The sequence below is a fragment of the Devosia lucknowensis genome (assembly GCF_900177655.1).
GTDB classification, from domain to species: Bacteria; Pseudomonadota; Alphaproteobacteria; order Rhizobiales; family Devosiaceae; genus Devosia; species Devosia lucknowensis.
Window position 1 is genome coordinate 2,211,670 of record NZ_FXWK01000001.1, and the last position, 15,107, is coordinate 2,226,776.

Here is a 15,107-nt window from a genome sequence, read left to right on the forward strand (position 1 = left end):
AATAGTTTCCTTCCGGCCGGCCCGTACATCCGGCCCCATACGTGGTGCGATGGGGACGAAATCTGTCAAAATTAAGAGAAATGCCCGCGTTTCCGGGCCTTGTGACGGGCCGGCACGGCGCAGATCTGCCAATGCCCTCCTTATGGTCACCAAGGAGTTAACAAACCGATTCCGCGCTCACGCGTCTGGAACGAGCTTTTTGCGGATTTCGGCGGGCAAACGCGCGGCGCCGCCGCTCATCCTGATGGCCACGACGGTGACGCGGGCCGTGGTCATGAGCTTGCCATCACGCGAAATTGTCTGATCGAGCACCAGTCGGACGCCGCCCGTCTCGGCCACGCGCGTCTCGACACTGAGAAGATCGTCGATCCGCGCCGCGGCGATAAACTCGAGCGTCATGGAGCGGACGGCGAACGCAATGCCCTCCTGAGCCAGCTCATGGTGGTGGATACCCAGATCGCGCAGGAACTCGGTGCGGCCGCGCTCGAAGAACTTGAGATAGGCGGCATGATAGACATTGCCGGAAAAATCGGTGTCTTCGTAGTAGATGCGGACGGGGAGCGTATGCTGGCTCATGCGGGCCTGTATCCGAGGCCCCGTTCCGCGAGGGCGGGATCGAGTTCGACGAAGCTCTTGGGACCGATCCCGTGGAGAGCGGCGACGTCAGGGCGGGACCATTGCGCCAGGTCGGCGAAGGTGACGATCCCGGCATGAAGCAGCGCCCGATGCGCGGGACGGCTGAGCTTGAGCGTATCGGCGATGGGATCGTCCGGGCTCATGCCCTGCTCCTCTTGTCGTCGACGACGTGGGTCAGTTCGCCCGTCCGCCGGCGCAGGAATTCCGGCAGCCATGCGGGGAGCAGGTTGTAGCTTTCCAGCGCATCGCCGGCGAGCGGCACCCAGTGGAAGCTGAGGTCGTGCCCCTCGTCGAAGCGTTTGAGCCAGGGCGACTTGCCGTCGGGCGCCTGGCCCGGCAGGTCTACGCGGTAGAAGAAGCCGACCTCGTGAAAATCCTGGTCTTCGCGACGGTAGAAGCTTTCCGAGGTCGCCAGCAGGGCGCCCACGTCGGCGGGAAGGGCCAGTTCTTCGGCGATTTCGCGGGTGAGGCTGAGGCGGCTGTCCTCCCCCAGCTCGACCCGGCCGCCGGGCAGCATGCAATAGTCGTCATCGTCCTCGCGGCAGATCAGCACGTGATCGTCGGCGACGATGATGGCGGCGACGCGAAAATTGAACCGCTGCCCGTCGATGGGAAAGCTGATGACGTGACGCGCGCTCATTCCTCGCTCTCCTCGAACAGGCTCGCCTGCAGGCCCACAAAGCCCTGCGGCACGATCTTGTTGAGATGTTGGAAGGCGATCGCAGTGAGCATGCGGCCGCGCGGCGTGCGCTGGATGAAGCCTTGCTGCAGCAGATAGGGTTCGACGATTTCCTCGATGGCGTCGCGCGGTTCGCTGAGCGCAGCGGCAATGGTTTCGATCCCAACCGGGCCGCCATTGTAGAAGTCGGCAATGGTGGTGAGATAGCGCCGGTCGAGCTGGTCGAGACCGCGCGCGTCGACGTCGAGGCGCAAGAGCGCCTTATCCGCCAGCGTGCGGCTGACCTCCCCGGCCCCATCCACCTGCGCGAAATCGATGACCCGGCGCAGCAGGCGGCCGGCAATGCGCGGCGTGCCGCGGGAGCGACGCGCCACCTCCATCGCCCCGTCGGGGGACATGGGCATGCCCAGCAGCCGCGCCCCGCGCGTGACGATCTGCACGAGTTCCTCGGGTGTATAGAAATTGAGCCGGACAGGAATGCCGAAGCGGTCGCGTAGTGGCGTCGTGAGCAGACCGGCGCGCGTCGTGGCGCCCACCAGGGTAAACTTGGCGAGATCGATGCGCACCGAGCGCGCGGCAGGGCCCTCGCCGATGATGAGATCAAGCTGGAAATCCTCCATCGCCGGATAGAGCACTTCCTCGATCGCCGGGTTCAGGCGGTGGATCTCGTCGATGAAAAGCACGTCGCGCTCTTCGAGATTGGTGAGCAGGGCGGCAAGGTCCCCGGCCTTGGCGATGACCGGACCGGAGGTGGCGCGGAAACCGACGCCCAGTTCCTTGGCAATGATCTGCGCCAGCGTGGTCTTGCCCAGACCCGGCGGGCCGACGAACAGCACATGATCGAGCGCCGAGCCGCGCTTCTTGGCGGCCTCGATGAACACTTCGAGATTGGCGCGAGCGGCCGCCTGCCCCACGAAATCGGAAAAGCCGGACGGCCGGAGCGACACGTCGAGATTGTCGTCGCGGCCAGCGGATGCGGAGGTGAGTTCGGTCAAACGCTCAATTCCCTCAAGCCGAGGCGGATCAGTTTCTCGGTGGGCGTACTATCGCCTTCCCGGGCGACGACGCGCGCCACCGCGGCCGAGGCCTGGGCGCTGGAATAGCCCAGATTGGTCAGCGCCGAAACCGCATCTGCCACATTGCTCGAGGCGACACCTTCGCCAAGCGCGGTCTGCAGACCCAGCGTCCCGGCATCCACCGCGCCGATGGCGGGGACCTTGCCCTTGAGTTCGGTAACGACGCGCAGCGCCAGCTTGGGACCGACGCCATTGGCGCGGCCGATCATGCCCTTGTCCTGGAGCGCTACCGCGCTCGACAGTTCGGACGGGCTCATGATCGATAGAATCGACAGCGCCACCCGCGCCCCGACGCCCTGCACGGTGGTGAGCAGGTTGAACCAGCTTTTTTCGGCTTCGCTGCCGAAACCGTAGAGCTTGATGAAATCCTCGCGCACGATGGTCTCGATGAAGACGACGGCGCCCTCGCCGACCCGGGGCAGCGATTGCAGCGTGCGGCCCGAACAGAACACTTCGTAGCAGACGCCGCCGCAATCGATCAGCACACTGTCATCGGAAAAACTGTCGACGAGGCCCTTGAGCTTGCCGATCATGCGTAGGCTCCCATGCGCTGCGCCGACACCCGATGGTGGGCATGACAGATGGCCACGGCCAGAGCATCGGCAGCGTCCGCGCCCTTGACCACCGCTGTCGGCATCAATGTCTTGACCATCAAGGCCACCTGGTTCTTTTCGGCGTGACCGGTCCCCACCACGGACTTCTTGACGAGATTGGTGGCGTATTCGGCGACGACGAGACCGCGCAGTGCCGGCACGACCAGCGTAACGCCGCGCGCCTGGCCCAGGATCAGTGCCGAGCGGGCACCGGCGTTGACGAAGGTTTCCTCGACGGCGGCTTCGTCGGGACGATGGCTGTCGAGGACTTCGCCAAGCCCAAGCGCCAATGCTGCAAGCCTTTCGGCCAGCGCGCCCTCGATCGGCGGCGTGATGGTGCCGCCGGCCACGAAGCTCAGGCGATTATCCACAGCATCGATGACGCCCCAGCCACAACGGCGCAGGCCCGGATCGATCCCGATGATTCGTACTGCACGTGTCATGGCATCCCTTGTAGTGAGCGGCTTTCAGCTTACCAAGGACAAAGTGAACAAATGAGCAACAAGCTGTCGACAGGAAGACCATCGTTCAATTTGTATGCGTTGGTACAAGATGATGTTGAGGAACCGGCGGCTACCAATCGGGCCGGGAATGCAGACGAGTGGGGCGCTTATGACTGGGGTGGTTTTATACCTTTTCGATCGCGCCGAACCGAGGTTTCGCCAAGTCATTGACCGGGCGGAACAATTGCAGGCCAGCAAGACTTTAGCCTTGTGTGTTGCCAGTAATGCGGGTCCGATTTCAGTCCAATGATGCTTCTTAAGAATCTTTCACCAATGGCCTGGTCGAGCGTCGGCCGGTGGACGCTTTTCGGCACCCTCGCCTGCGTGGCGGCCTCCATCAGCTTCACCATGCTCGCATTCGGCGACATTGACGGCGAACTGGGCCAGCGCGTTCTGGTCAGCGCGACAGCGCTGCCCATCATTATCGGGGCTCCACTGTTCTTCCTGTTCAGCCTGAAGCTGCGCGGCCTGACCATGGCCAATGCCAGGCTGGGACGCGTGGCCCGCACGGACAGCCTGACCGCCTGCCTCAACCGGGGCGCCTTTACCAGCCGCATCGACAGCTGGCTGCGCGACCCCACTACCGCCCGGTCCGGTGCATTGCTGATGATCGACGCGGACCACTTCAAGGCCATCAATGATGTCTACGGCCATGACGTCGGCGACGAAGCGCTGACAATCATCGCCCGTTCCATCCGCTCCATCCTGCGCAATGGCGACATCGTGGGCCGCATGGGGGGCGAAGAATTCGGCGTCTTCCTGCCCGGCGTCAGCCAGCATCAGGCGCAATTGGTGGCCGAGCGGATCCGCGCAGCGGTCAACAGCGCCAGCTTTGTGCCCGATGGTCAGCAGCGGTCCCTGTCGGTCAGCATCGGCGGCGCCGCTTTCGTCGAAGACACGAGCTTTACCCGGCTGTTTCGCATTGCCGACCAGCGCCTCTACGGCGCCAAGCACGCCGGCCGCAACCGGGCCACGGTGGTGCAGGTCGAGGACCATCCGACCATCAACCTCAGACGCAGCGCCTAGGGCTGAACTGAAAAGCTTTCCGGGGCCATCGAGGCCGCATGCGCGACGGTCGTCACCACCCGGCTTGTCCGGTGGGTCCATGTCGCAGCGGAATGGATTGCCGGGACAAGCCCGGCAATGACGATGAACTGAAACGTTGCTGCACCAGTTGAAACCGAGTGAGCCTGAACGCTCGTGTGAGGTTTCGTCCGGGGACTAGGCGTCGAGCTTGGCGGCGTCTTCGTCGCTCATGTCGAAGTTGGAATAGACGTTCTGCACGTCGTCATCTTCTTCGAGCGTGTTGATCAGCTTCATCAGCGTCGCGCCCTTTTCGGCGTCGATCGGCGTGACGTTCTGGGGCTTCCAGATCGCCTTGACGGACTCAGCTTCGCCCAGAACCTTTTCGAGGGCTGCGGCCACTTCCGCCATGCCTTCGAACGAGGTGTAGATGTAGTGGCCTTCTTCGTCGCTCTCGACGTCGTCGGCCCCGGCCTCGATGGCCGCTTCCATGACCTTGTCCTCGGATCCCGCGGTTGCCGGATAGGTGATTTCACCGACCCGATCGAACATGAAGCCGACCGAACCGGTTTCGCCCAGGGCGCCACCGTTCTTGGAGAAGTAGGAGCGCACGTTCGAGGCAGTGCGGTTGCGATTGTCGGTCAGTGCCTCGACGATGACGGCAACGCCACCCGGGCCGTAGCCTTCATAGCGGATTTCATCGTAGTTCTCGGCATCGCCACCGGAAGCCTTCTTCACCGCACGCTCGATATTGTCCTTGGGCATGGACTGGGCGCGGGCATTGGTGATGGCGAGGCGCAGGCGCGGATTGAACGCCGGGTCGGGCTGGCCCATCTTGGCGGCCACGGTGATTTCGCGCGCCAGCTTGGAGAAGATCTTCGAACGGATCGCGTCCGACTTGCCCTTGCGGTGCATAATGTTCTTGGCGTGTGAATGGCCGGCCATTCGCGCACTCCGCTTCTGAGAGAATTTGCTGTTGGTGGCGCCTTATAGGCAAGCGCCGGGTTTTTGTGAAGCGCCCGGAACGGCGCTACTGGCGCGACTTGTCCTTGCGGGCGCGCAGCACCACTTCGCCACTGCCCCGGTTGATCTGCTCGGCCATGGCGTCGAGCTCGCTGCCGGAAAACGGCCCGGTGACGATGATCCAGTCGCTATCGAGCGGCGAACCGATCCAGGGGGACGTCACGACGGCGCCTTCGACAAGCACGTCGACCACCCGGTTCACATGCCGGGCGGTAAACTCGGCCAGTCCGGCACGGCCATCGCCCGTCAGGCTGATCTTGAGGGCAGGCTGGCCGGTCTGGTCGTCCCGGCCGACGCTGGCGGACATGACCTCGAGCACGGTGTTGGATTGCGCCACGGCTGGAGCGGCCAAGGCCAGCAGGGCGACGGCGGCAAGGATCGACTTCACGGTCCAGATCAATCGAAGACCGGCTCGGCCTGCGCCAACACACCCCCGATGCGCAGCGGCATGACTTTCTTCGCAAGCCCGGTGCGCGGATCGGTTTCCACCGCAACACCGCAAAGGGTTGCCTCACCCTCGGCGGGCGTGAAACGGCCGTTGGGAATACCGGTGATGAAGCGGTTGAGCGGCTCGTCGGTATCGGTGCCGATGATGCTGTCGAAATCGCCGCACATACCGGCATCGGCCATCAGGGCGGTGCCGCCCCTGAGCACACGATGATCGGCAGTGGGAATATGGGTATGGGTGCCGACGACCAGCGTCGCCCGGCCATCGAGATAGTGGCCCATGGCCTGGATCTCGGACGTCGCCTCGGTATGAAAATCGACGATGACGGCATCGGCGACATCGCCCAGCGGCGCCTCGGCAATGGCGGCATCGACGGCGCGGAACGGGTCGTCGATGGGCGGCATGAACACGCGGCCGAGCGCATTGACTACCAGCACGCGATGGCCGTTGCGCCCTTCGACCAACATGGCGCCGCGGCCCGGCGTGCCCGGCGGATAATTGATGGGACGGATCAGCGTCGGTTCGCGTTCGATATAGGTCAGCGCCTCGCGCTGGTCGAAGGCATGGTCGCCCAGCGTGACGATATCGGCGCCCGCGTCGCGCAATCCCTGGAAGTGGCTCTCGATCAACCCCTTGCCATGACTGGCATTCTCGCCGTTGACGACCACAAAATCGAACTTGTGGCGCGCGATCAGCCCCGGCAGCCGTTCAGCCACTCCATCGCGGCCGGAGCGGCCCATCACGTCGCCCAGGAAAAGCAGTCTCATGCGGAGGTCCCAAAGAAACGGACGCCACTCTCGGTGATGACGGCATCGAGCGGCACGTCATGCGCCTCGCGCGGGATATGGCCCAGTTCCTGTGCCGCGAAGGCCAGACCGATCAGCATCGGCCTCTTGCGCAGGCCGGCGAGCGTCCGGTCGTAGTAGCCGCCGCCGTACCCGAGGCGCGTGCCCGCATTATCGAACCCGAGGAGCGGCATCAGCACGATATCGGGATAGGCCCGCGGCGCCAGATCGGACGGCGCGAGCGTGCCGAAGCCGGCCTCATAGAGCGGCGCATCGGCCTCCCAGACGCGCAGATCGAGCGGCGCGTCGTCGCCCTGAACCACCGGGAGGACTACCTTCTGCCCGCTATCCATGAGGCGCACGAGAATGGGCTGGCAGTCGAGTTCGTCGCGGATGCGCCAATAGCCGGCGATGACATCCTCGGGCGCGTAGGCGACCTGCTCGAAGAAATGCGCTGCAACGGCCTTGGCGGCATCGGCCCGCTCTTCGCCTGACAGCGCCGCGCGCGCCGCATGTGCATCCTTGCGCAGGGCGGCCTTTGCTTCTTCGATTGCCTGGTCCGCCATGCGCCCTCGTCACTAAAGAATTCAGTGCCACCCTGGCCGTGGGACGAGCGATCCCGGGAACCTACATACGTAGGTGGGCGCCGTATGTCCGAGCCCACGGGCCCGGTCAGGGACAGCTCCCTTAGGATCGATTAAGGCCCCGGGGATATGTGTGTCCTCACGCGCCGGGCAGCGAACCAAGATATAGGCCGCGTCGCCCATCCTGCAAAGGGGGCGATGGCGGTTTGATCGGGATTGCACAGTTCTGTGAGCCGGCATAAGCCGGTGCAAGCGGAGCACTTTCATGCTGGCCTATGTTCTCATCGTCGTCACCGTCGCCATTGCCGTCAGCGCCCTGGCCGAGCGCCGCAATTTCCAGCCGGCCCTGCTCGTGGTTATGGTAGGCCTCGCCGCCTCCTACATCCCCGGCATTCCCCAGCTCGAAATCGATCCGCAGGTCATCCTGACCATCGTGCTGCCACCCATGCTGTTCTCGGCGGCACGCGATTTCTCCTTCGCCGAATTCCTCCGCCGCATGGGCTCGATCGTCAATCTCGGGGTCTTCCTGGTGTTCGCGACGGCCGTGGGCGTCGGAGCGGCCAGTATCGGCGCCCTGCCCGAGCTGTTGCCGATCACCGTGCTGATCCTGGGCGTCGTCGTCGCGCCGCCCGACGCCGTGGCCGCCATCGCCATCGGTCGCCGCGCCGGCCTGCCGGTGGGCCTGATGACCGTGCTCAAGGGCGAAAGCCTGATCAACGATGCGGCCGCGCTGACCATGTTTTCGGTGCTGGTCGCGGTGGCCACCGGCACCCATGCCTTCATCGACAATGTGCCGCTCTATTTCCTCTACGCTTCGGCCGTCGGCATCGCCGTGGGCCTGCTCGTGGGCAATCTGGCCCACTGGGTGCGCTCGCGCATCGCCAGCCCGTCACTGGCCACCGCCTTTTCGGTGATCGTCCCTTTCGCGGCGTACCTGACGGCCGAAGAACTGCATGCCTCGGGCGTGCTGGCCGTGGTGGCAGCCGGATTTTCCATCGGCCACCACGCGGTACAGGCCGGATACGAGGAACGCATGCAGGAAAGCGCCTTCTGGCGCACGATCGATACGCTGCTCGAAACCTTCGTCTTCGCCTATATCGGGCTGCAGCTGCGCTTCGTCATCACCGATGCCAACGAGGCCGGCCTCGATGCCACAGAACTCACCGTAACGACGCTCACCATTTTCGTGACCCTGGTGGCGATCCGCGCGATCTGGGTCTTTGCCTCGGCCTGGGTGGGCCGGCGCCGGGTCATCCGCCGGCGAGAGCGCCCCCTCAGGGCCGGGCGGCGGCAGCGTCCGGCGCCGCCCGCACCGCTGACTTCCAAGGAGAACACCGTGCTCGCCTGGACCGGCATGCGAGGTGTCGTCACCCTCGCCGCTGCGGCCGGTACGCCGCTGCTGACAGCGACCGGCGATCCGTTTCCGGGGCGCGAGGCCATCGTCTCGCTGGCCTTCCTCGTGACCATTGCCAGCCTCCTGATCCAGGGCCTGACGCTGCCCTGGCTGATCGGCCGGCTGGAGCTCGACGACCCCAACCACGACCGCTTTGTTGCGACGCAACGCGCCCGCGCTGAGCAACTCATTGAGGCCGCGTCCCACGAGGCCCTCGACGCCTATGCCAGGGATCACTCGGGCCCACGCTCGGAGCGCCTCGTCACCATGATGCGCCAGCGCATCCTGCATGATCAAAAGGCGGAAAAGCCGCGCGGTATCGACACCGACGAAGCGCTCGTCCTCGGAAAGCTGCTGCTCGAAGCACGCCGCAGCCGTCTCGTCGCCGCCCGCGACCAGCTGGAGCTCGACGACACCATCGTGCGCGACATGCTCGAAAAACTCGACCTCGAACAGGCCTTCATGGACAGTGTCGCAGAGGGCTAAAGGCGATCAGGGCAGGATCGCGGATTGATCCAGCGTATCGGCCACGCCTTCGAGCACCTTGGCGGCATCCGCAAGCTTGAGCGCGAAGCGGGCCTCGGTATTCTCGAGCTCGACGGCGATCTCCTGCCCCGCGCGGGTGAGTTCGAGCACCTGGGTTTCAAGCGCCTGGATGCGGCGCTCGGCCTCGGACAGTTCGTCGAGCACGGCGATGCCGGCCATGACGGTCAGCCGGTTGTCGCCGATTTCGCCAACAGCCCCCTTGAGGCCCTCGACCTGCGTATTGAACCGCTCGGCAAGGCCGATCAGGTGGCCCTGCTGGCCATCCTCGCAGGCCATACGGTATTTGCGTCCATTGATCTCGACATTGACTTCGGGCACGCGGCTACTCCGACTTTTCCAGCACCGAGCGCACCGTCTCCATGGCAACGACGAGGCGTCGCGACACTTCGTGGGCGCTGTCGTCGAGCCGCTTGGCCCGCGCTGCCGTCTTGTCGAGCTCGGTGGCAAGGCGCGCCCGCTCGTGGATCAGCCGCTGGGTGTCCACTTCCATGCGCTGCTGGCGCTGCACCCTGGCATTGAGATCGCGGACGCTCGTACCCAGCCGCGCCAGGGCCCGGTCGAACCGGGCGGCGGCGGAGGTCAGGCCCTCTTCAAGTTCCGTCTCACTCATGGCCGCTACTGCCCTCAAGACGCGACGATTCCAACCCCGCCAGCCTGCCCCACCGATTGTGGCATTGCAACTGGCTATCCGTCCCAACTCCCCGGAAATCCGGCAAACAGGCGAACGGCAAAGACCGTTGGTGACATTGACAGGCAAGCCGAACCTGTTATGCCTCGAACCCGCCTTTGGGAGGAGGCTGCCCGGCTGCCGCTCCCGAGAAATCCCAGACTTTTGAGCAAGCGAGCGGTCCTCCCATGACGAACACAGCCCAGCAGAACGACTTGGCCAATGCGATCCGGTCCCTTTCCATGGATGCCGTCGAAAAAGCCAATTCCGGTCACCCTGGCCTGCCCATGGGCTGCGCCGACATCGCCACCGTGCTCTTCACCAAGGTCATGAAGTTCGACCCCGCGAACCCCCATTGGGCCGATCGCGACCGCTTCATCCTGTCGGCCGGCCACGGCTCGATGCTGCTCTATTCTTCGCTCTACCTGCTCGGCTACGAAGACATGACCATCGACCAGGTCAAGAACTTCCGCCAGATCGGCTCCAAGACCGCCGGCCACCCCGAATTCGGCCATGCCACCGGCATCGAGACCACGACCGGCCCGCTCGGCCAGGGGCTGGCCAATTCGGTCGGTTTCGCCGTCGCCGAAGCCAAGCTCGCAGCCGAATTCGGCTCTGACGTCGTCGATCACCATACCTTTGTCCTGGCCGGTGACGGGTGCCTCATGGAAGGCATCTCGCAGGAAGCCATCTCGTTGGCCGGTCATCTCAAGCTCAACAAGCTGATCGTGATCTGGGACAACAACAACATCACCATTGACGGCAAGGTCTCGAACGCGGACTCGACCGACCAGATCGCCCGCTTCAAGGCCGTGGGCTGGAACACGATCGAAATCGACGGCCACGACCAGGATGCCATCGAAAAGGCGCTCAACGACGCCAAGGCCTCGAGCGACAAGCCGACCCTGATCGCCGCCAAGACCACGATCGGCTTTGGCGCGCCCAAGAAGGCCGGCACGGAAAAGGTTCATGGCGCTCCGCTCGGCGCCGAGGAGCTCGCAGGCGCCAAGGCCGCGCTCGGCATCACCTACCCCGCCTTCGAAATCCCGGCGACCATTCTCGACGCCTGGCGCGCTGCCGGCACCCGCTCGCAGAACGTGCGCGGTGAGTGGGAAGCCCGTCTTGCCAAATCGGACAAGAAGGACGAGTTCACCCGCCGCATGTCGGGCAAGCTGCCTGCCGATTTCGCCAAGGCAATGGCCGACTACAAGCAGAAGCTTGCCGCCGACAAGCCCAAGGTTGCCAGCCGCAAGGCGTCGCAGATGGCTCTGGAAGTCATCAACAGGGCCGTGCCCGAAACCCTGGCCGGCTCTGCCGACCTGACCCATTCGAACCTGACCAACACGCCCGAGACCCTGCCCTTCCAGGCAGACAACCGTCTTGGCCGCTACATGATGTACGGCATCCGCGAACACGAGATGGGCGCGGCCATGAATGGCGTGGCACTGCATGGCGGTCTCATCCCCTATGGCGGCACCTTCATGGTGTTCACCGACTACGCGCGCCCGGCGATCCGCCTTTCGGCCCTCATGGAACAGCGCGTCATCTATGTGATGACCCATGACAGCATTGGCCTCGGTGAAGACGGCCCGACCCACCAGCCTGTCGAGCACCTGACGGCGCTGCGCGCCATTCCGCAGCTGCTCGTGTTCCGTCCGGCCGACGCCATGGAAACGGCCGAGTGCTGGGAACTGGCGATGGAAACGGCCGACCGCCCCTCGATCCTGGCGCTGAGCCGTCAGAACCTGCCGGCCGTCCGCACCGAATACTCGGCCGAGAACAAGTCGGCCAAGGGCGCCTATACCCTGGTCGGCCCTGCCGATGCCGACGCAGTGATCTTTGCCACCGGTTCGGAAGTCGCCATCGCCGTCGAGGCACAGAAGGAGCTGACCGAGAAGGGCATTTCCGCCCGCGTCGTCTCCGTGCCGTCCATGGAGCTCTTTGCCAAGCAGTCCGACGCCTACAAGGCCGAGGTGCTGGGCAAGGCCAAGGCGCGCGTTGCCGTCGAAGCCGGCATCGAAATGAGCTGGAGCAAGCTGCTGGGCGACAAGGGTCGCTTCGTCGGCATGCATTCGTTCGGCGCATCCGGCCCGATCGACGCGCTCTATGCCCACTTTGGCATTACGTCGAAGGCCGTTGTTGAAGCCGTCACCGCACAGTTGTAAGAGAGCCTCGCCTCCCTTTCTCTTCCCTCCCCGTTAGGAGCGTCTCCCATGGCAGTTCGCGTCGCCATCAATGGTTTTGGCCGTATCGGCCGCAATGTTCTCCGCGCCATCATCGAGAGCGGCCGCACCGATATCGAAGTCGTGGCCATCAATGACCTGGGCCCCGTGGAAACCAATGCCCACCTGCTGCGCTTCGACAGCGTGCATGGCCGTTTCCCCCACACCGTAACCGTTGCCGGCGACACCATCGACGTTGGTCGTGGCCCGATCAAGGTGACCGCGGAACGCGATCCCGCCAACCTGCCGCATGCCGCAATGGGCGTCGATATCGCGCTCGAATGCACCGGCATCTTCACCTCCAAGGAAAAGGCCTCGGCTCATCTGAAGGCCGGCGCCAAGAAGGTGATCATTTCGGCCCCCGGCGACGGCGCTGACAAGACCATCGTCTACGGCATCAACCACACGAGCCTGACCAAGGACGACGTGGTGATCTCGAACGCCTCGTGCACCACCAACTGCCTCGCTCCGCTTGCCTATGTCCTGCACAAGGAATTCGGCATCGAAAAGGGCATGATGACCACGATCCATTCGTATACCGGTGACCAGCCGACGCTCGACACCATGCACAAGGATCTCTATCGCGGCCGCGCCGCTGCACTCTCGCAGATCCCGACCTCGACCGGCGCCGCCAAGGCCATCGGCCTCGTGCTGCCCGAACTCAAGGGCAAGCTCGACGGCGTCTCGATCCGCGTGCCGACCCCGAACGTCTCCTGCGTCGACTTCAAGTTCATTGCCAAGCGCAATGTCACGGCCGAGGAAATCAACGCTGCGGTCAAGAAGTATGCCGATGGCGAACTCAAGGGCGTGCTCGGCTACACCGACCAGCCCAACGTTTCCATCGACTTCAACCACGATCCGCATTCCTCGACCATGGCGCTGGACCAGACCAAGGTCATGGACGGCAACTTCGTGTCGGTGCTGAGCTGGTACGACAATGAGTGGGGCTTCTCGAACCGCATGGGCGACACCGCCGTCGCGCTGGCCAAGACGCTCTAAGCGAGCGGGTTGAGGCATTGAACGGTAAAGGGCGTCCTCCGGGGCGCCCTTTTTTTGATAGCCTGCCCATACGCCGGGCCGCCCGCGGGCTTGACCCGGGGGCCAGCACCAGCGCTCACTGAGGCAGATGCGTCACCGGCGAGTGGTCCTCGGGTCGAGCCCGAGGACGGCACGGAGTTTGGGAAAAGAATGCCGCTCAATCGATCCATCCGCTGGCGCGGGCTTGATCTTGCCACGCTCGAGCACGCCCACGTCACCGCCAATGGACGCGACGTCAGGATCCGCGGCGCCATCATCGGGCCTGATTTCGGACTTTTCTACCGCCTCAAGCTCGATGAAAACGGCCACACGCGCACCGTCAAGATCGAGCGCACCGACGGCAAGGTGCTGGAACTCTTTGCGGACGGCGCCGGCGGCTGGTCGGACGATCGGGCCGAACCCATACCCGCCCTGCGCGGATGCCTCGACGTGGACATCTGGCCCACCCCGATGACCAACGCCCTGCCCATCTGGCGCACCGCCTGGAGCGACCAACCCGTTCGTTTCGCCATGGCCTGGATCGACGCCACCGATTTCAGTTTCAAGCGGTCCGAGCAGATCTTGACCAAGCTCGATGATACGCATTTCCGCTTTCAATCAGCCGATTTCGAAGCGGTGCTGGAAGTGGACGCAGACGGACTGGTCGTGAATTATTCACAGCTGTTCGAGCGCATGGAGTGACGCTGGAAGGCTCGGGTGATGGTGGGCAGGAACCCCTCCAGACCACGGGAATTCGCTCGGGCCTGACCGGAGTGCTGAACGTTGTGTGGGAGTAGAAGGGCCCCGGGGTTTCGCGTAGCTCAACCCGTGATCGGCTCACAATGCTCCGCCGGAGCATTCTGGCGGCACTGCGCGCCGTCGCCGATTACCCCTCCGTCAGTTTGAATTCGATGCGACGGTTGCGGCGATAGGCTTCTTCGCTCGTTCCGGGGTCGAGCGGCGTGAACTCGCCGAAGCCGGCCGCAACCAGCCGATTGGGCGAGACGCCGCGCGACACCAGATACTGGGCCACCGAGATGGCGCGCGCCGCCGAAAGTTCCCAGTTGGACGGGAAACGCGCATTGGAAATCGGGCGGCTGTCGGTATGGCCATCGATGCGCAGCACCCAATTGATATCGGGCGGAATTTCGGTCTCGAGCTGCAGGATGGCATCGGCCAAGGCGTCGAGCTCGGGCGTGCCAGCCGGATCGATATCGGCCTGGCCGGGATCGAACAGCACTTCGGACTGGAACACGAAGCGGTCGCCCACGACCCGCACATCTGCGCGTGTTTCCAGGATCTGGCGCAGACGGCCGAAAAAGTCGGATCGATAGCGGCTGAGATCCTGAACGCGCTGCGCCAGCGCCACATTGAGGCGGCGGCCGAGATCGGCGATCTGCGTCCGCGATTCCGCATCGCGGTCTTCGGAGGCTTCAAGCGCCGCCTCCAGCGCGCCGATCTGCGTGCGCAGCGCGGCAAGCTGCTGGTTGAGCAGGGCCACCTGCGCATTGGCTTCATCGGAGAGCTGCTGCGCTTCAAGGAGGTCCGACTCGAGGCCGGCGATGCTCGCGTCGCGGTCGCCGAGGCCGGCGCCAATGCCGGCCAGCTGGTCGGTGAGGGACTGGTTCTCGGACTGGGCGCCGGCCAGCGTCGCCGTCAGCGTCGCCAGTTGTGAGGTCAGATCATCGGAATTGGCACGCTCGAGCTGCAGCAGGTCGGTAAGCTCGGCGATCTGGCTGTTGAGCCGCGCCAACGCCGTGTCGCGGCCCTGGATTTCCTGCCCCAGGAAGAACTGCGTCAGCATGAACAGGCTGAGCATGAAGATGATGACGAGCAAAAGGCTCGACAGCGCATCGACAAAGCCTGGCCAGTAATTGGCTTCCTGTCTGCGACGGGCGCGCGCTCCAGGCAT

Annotated in this window: 18 protein-coding genes and 1 other RNA gene; 5 read left to right on the top strand and 14 right to left on the bottom strand. The window is 64.4% G+C overall.

The features are described from left to right. Positions 1-177: 177 nt before the first annotated feature. Genes ybgC through ruvC form a run of 6 tightly spaced genes read right to left on the bottom strand, consistent with a single transcriptional unit; the run spans position 178 to position 3,427 of the window. Entirely contained in the window at positions 178-576 is a 399-nt protein-coding gene (gene ybgC, locus CCK88_RS10905) for a tol-pal system-associated acyl-CoA thioesterase (protein WP_086470449.1), read from the bottom strand. Beyond that, the gene (locus tag CCK88_RS10910; RefSeq protein WP_086470450.1) at positions 573-779 is read right to left on the bottom strand and encodes a helix-hairpin-helix domain-containing protein; all 207 of its coding nucleotides are present in this window, start codon (positions 777-779) and stop codon (positions 573-575) included. The genes ybgC and CCK88_RS10910 overlap by 4 nt, the downstream gene beginning before the upstream one ends. After that, positions 776-1,276 carry an NUDIX hydrolase gene (locus CCK88_RS10915; protein ID WP_086470451.1) on the bottom strand — a complete coding sequence of 167 codons (501 nt, stop codon included), beginning with the start codon at positions 1,274-1,276 and terminating at the stop codon, positions 776-778. Before CCK88_RS10915 ends, CCK88_RS10910 begins: the two co-directional genes overlap by 4 nt. Continuing rightward, the gene (gene ruvB / locus CCK88_RS10920; protein WP_086470452.1) at positions 1,273-2,310 is read right to left on the bottom strand and encodes a Holliday junction branch migration DNA helicase RuvB; all 1,038 of its coding nucleotides are present in this window, start codon (positions 2,308-2,310) and stop codon (positions 1,273-1,275) included. Before ruvB ends, CCK88_RS10915 begins: the two co-directional genes overlap by 4 nt. Then, entirely contained in the window at positions 2,307-2,924 is a 618-nt protein-coding gene (gene ruvA, locus CCK88_RS10925) for a Holliday junction branch migration protein RuvA (RefSeq protein WP_086470453.1), read from the bottom strand. Before ruvA ends, ruvB begins: the two co-directional genes overlap by 4 nt. Next, entirely contained in the window at positions 2,921-3,427 is a 507-nt protein-coding gene (gene ruvC, locus CCK88_RS10930; protein WP_086470454.1) for a crossover junction endodeoxyribonuclease RuvC, read from the bottom strand. The genes ruvA and ruvC overlap by 4 nt, the downstream gene beginning before the upstream one ends. A gap of 306 nt (positions 3,428-3,733) precedes the next feature. On the opposite strand from ruvC, the gene CCK88_RS10940 reads away from it, so the two are divergent. Further along, positions 3,734-4,513, top strand: coding sequence for a GGDEF domain-containing protein (locus CCK88_RS10940; RefSeq protein ID WP_086470456.1), 780 nt, complete (start codon positions 3,734-3,736; stop codon positions 4,511-4,513). Between the two features lie 195 nt (positions 4,514-4,708). Here CCK88_RS10940 and CCK88_RS10945 read toward each other — a convergent pair whose 3' ends face one another. The 5 genes from CCK88_RS10945 to ssrS all read right to left on the bottom strand — a co-directional run bounded on the left by CCK88_RS10945 (position 4,709) and on the right by ssrS (position 7,510). After that, entirely contained in the window at positions 4,709-5,455 is a 747-nt protein-coding gene (locus CCK88_RS10945) for a YebC/PmpR family DNA-binding transcriptional regulator (RefSeq protein WP_086470457.1), read from the bottom strand. Positions 5,456-5,540: 85 nt separating this feature from the next. Beyond that, positions 5,541-5,921: a SecDF P1 head subdomain-containing protein gene (locus CCK88_RS10950; RefSeq protein WP_140048963.1), complete on the bottom strand. Its 381-nt coding sequence runs from the start codon at positions 5,919-5,921 to the stop codon at positions 5,541-5,543. An 8-nt stretch (positions 5,922-5,929) separates the two neighbouring features. Beyond that, on the bottom strand, positions 5,930-6,748 hold the full coding sequence (locus CCK88_RS10955) for a TIGR00282 family metallophosphoesterase (RefSeq protein ID WP_086470459.1): 819 nt from the start codon (positions 6,746-6,748) through the stop codon (positions 5,930-5,932). Then, positions 6,745-7,332, bottom strand: a complete 588-nt coding sequence (locus tag CCK88_RS10960) for a 5-formyltetrahydrofolate cyclo-ligase (RefSeq protein WP_086470460.1) — start codon at positions 7,330-7,332, stop codon at positions 6,745-6,747. The genes CCK88_RS10955 and CCK88_RS10960 overlap by 4 nt, the downstream gene beginning before the upstream one ends. 20 nt (positions 7,333-7,352) lie before the next feature. Continuing rightward, positions 7,353-7,510, bottom strand: a non-coding RNA gene (ssrS, locus tag CCK88_RS10965) — 6S RNA. Between the two features lie 105 nt (positions 7,511-7,615). Between ssrS and CCK88_RS10970 the strand changes: the two genes are divergently transcribed. Further along, positions 7,616-9,229 carry a cation:proton antiporter gene (locus CCK88_RS10970; protein WP_086470461.1) on the top strand — a complete coding sequence of 538 codons (1,614 nt, stop codon included), beginning with the start codon at positions 7,616-7,618 and terminating at the stop codon, positions 9,227-9,229. Positions 9,230-9,235: 6 nt separating this feature from the next. On the opposite strand, the gene CCK88_RS10975 is transcribed toward CCK88_RS10970, so the two are convergent. Next, the gene (locus tag CCK88_RS10975; RefSeq protein ID WP_086470462.1) at positions 9,236-9,607 is read right to left on the bottom strand and encodes a cell division protein ZapA; all 372 of its coding nucleotides are present in this window, start codon (positions 9,605-9,607) and stop codon (positions 9,236-9,238) included. 4 nt (positions 9,608-9,611) lie between these two features. Next, positions 9,612-9,899 carry a DUF4164 family protein gene (locus tag CCK88_RS10980; protein ID WP_086470463.1) on the bottom strand — a complete coding sequence of 96 codons (288 nt, stop codon included), beginning with the start codon at positions 9,897-9,899 and terminating at the stop codon, positions 9,612-9,614. A 245-nt stretch (positions 9,900-10,144) separates the two neighbouring features. Between CCK88_RS10980 and tkt the strand changes: the two genes are divergently transcribed. The 3 genes from tkt to CCK88_RS10995 all read left to right on the top strand — a co-directional run bounded on the left by tkt (position 10,145) and on the right by CCK88_RS10995 (position 13,897). Beyond that, on the top strand, positions 10,145-12,121 hold the full coding sequence (gene tkt, locus CCK88_RS10985; RefSeq protein ID WP_086470464.1) for a transketolase: 1,977 nt from the start codon (positions 10,145-10,147) through the stop codon (positions 12,119-12,121). A gap of 48 nt (positions 12,122-12,169) precedes the next feature. Continuing rightward, entirely contained in the window at positions 12,170-13,177 is a 1,008-nt protein-coding gene (gene gap / locus CCK88_RS10990; protein WP_086470465.1) for a type I glyceraldehyde-3-phosphate dehydrogenase, read from the top strand. Positions 13,178-13,366: 189 nt separating this feature from the next. Further along, positions 13,367-13,897, top strand: coding sequence for a putative glycolipid-binding domain-containing protein (locus tag CCK88_RS10995; protein WP_086470466.1), 531 nt, complete (start codon positions 13,367-13,369; stop codon positions 13,895-13,897). Positions 13,898-14,081: 184 nt separating this feature from the next. Here CCK88_RS10995 and CCK88_RS11000 read toward each other — a convergent pair whose 3' ends face one another. After that, positions 14,082-15,107: a peptidoglycan -binding protein gene (locus tag CCK88_RS11000; RefSeq protein ID WP_086470467.1), complete on the bottom strand. Its 1,026-nt coding sequence runs from the start codon at positions 15,105-15,107 to the stop codon at positions 14,082-14,084.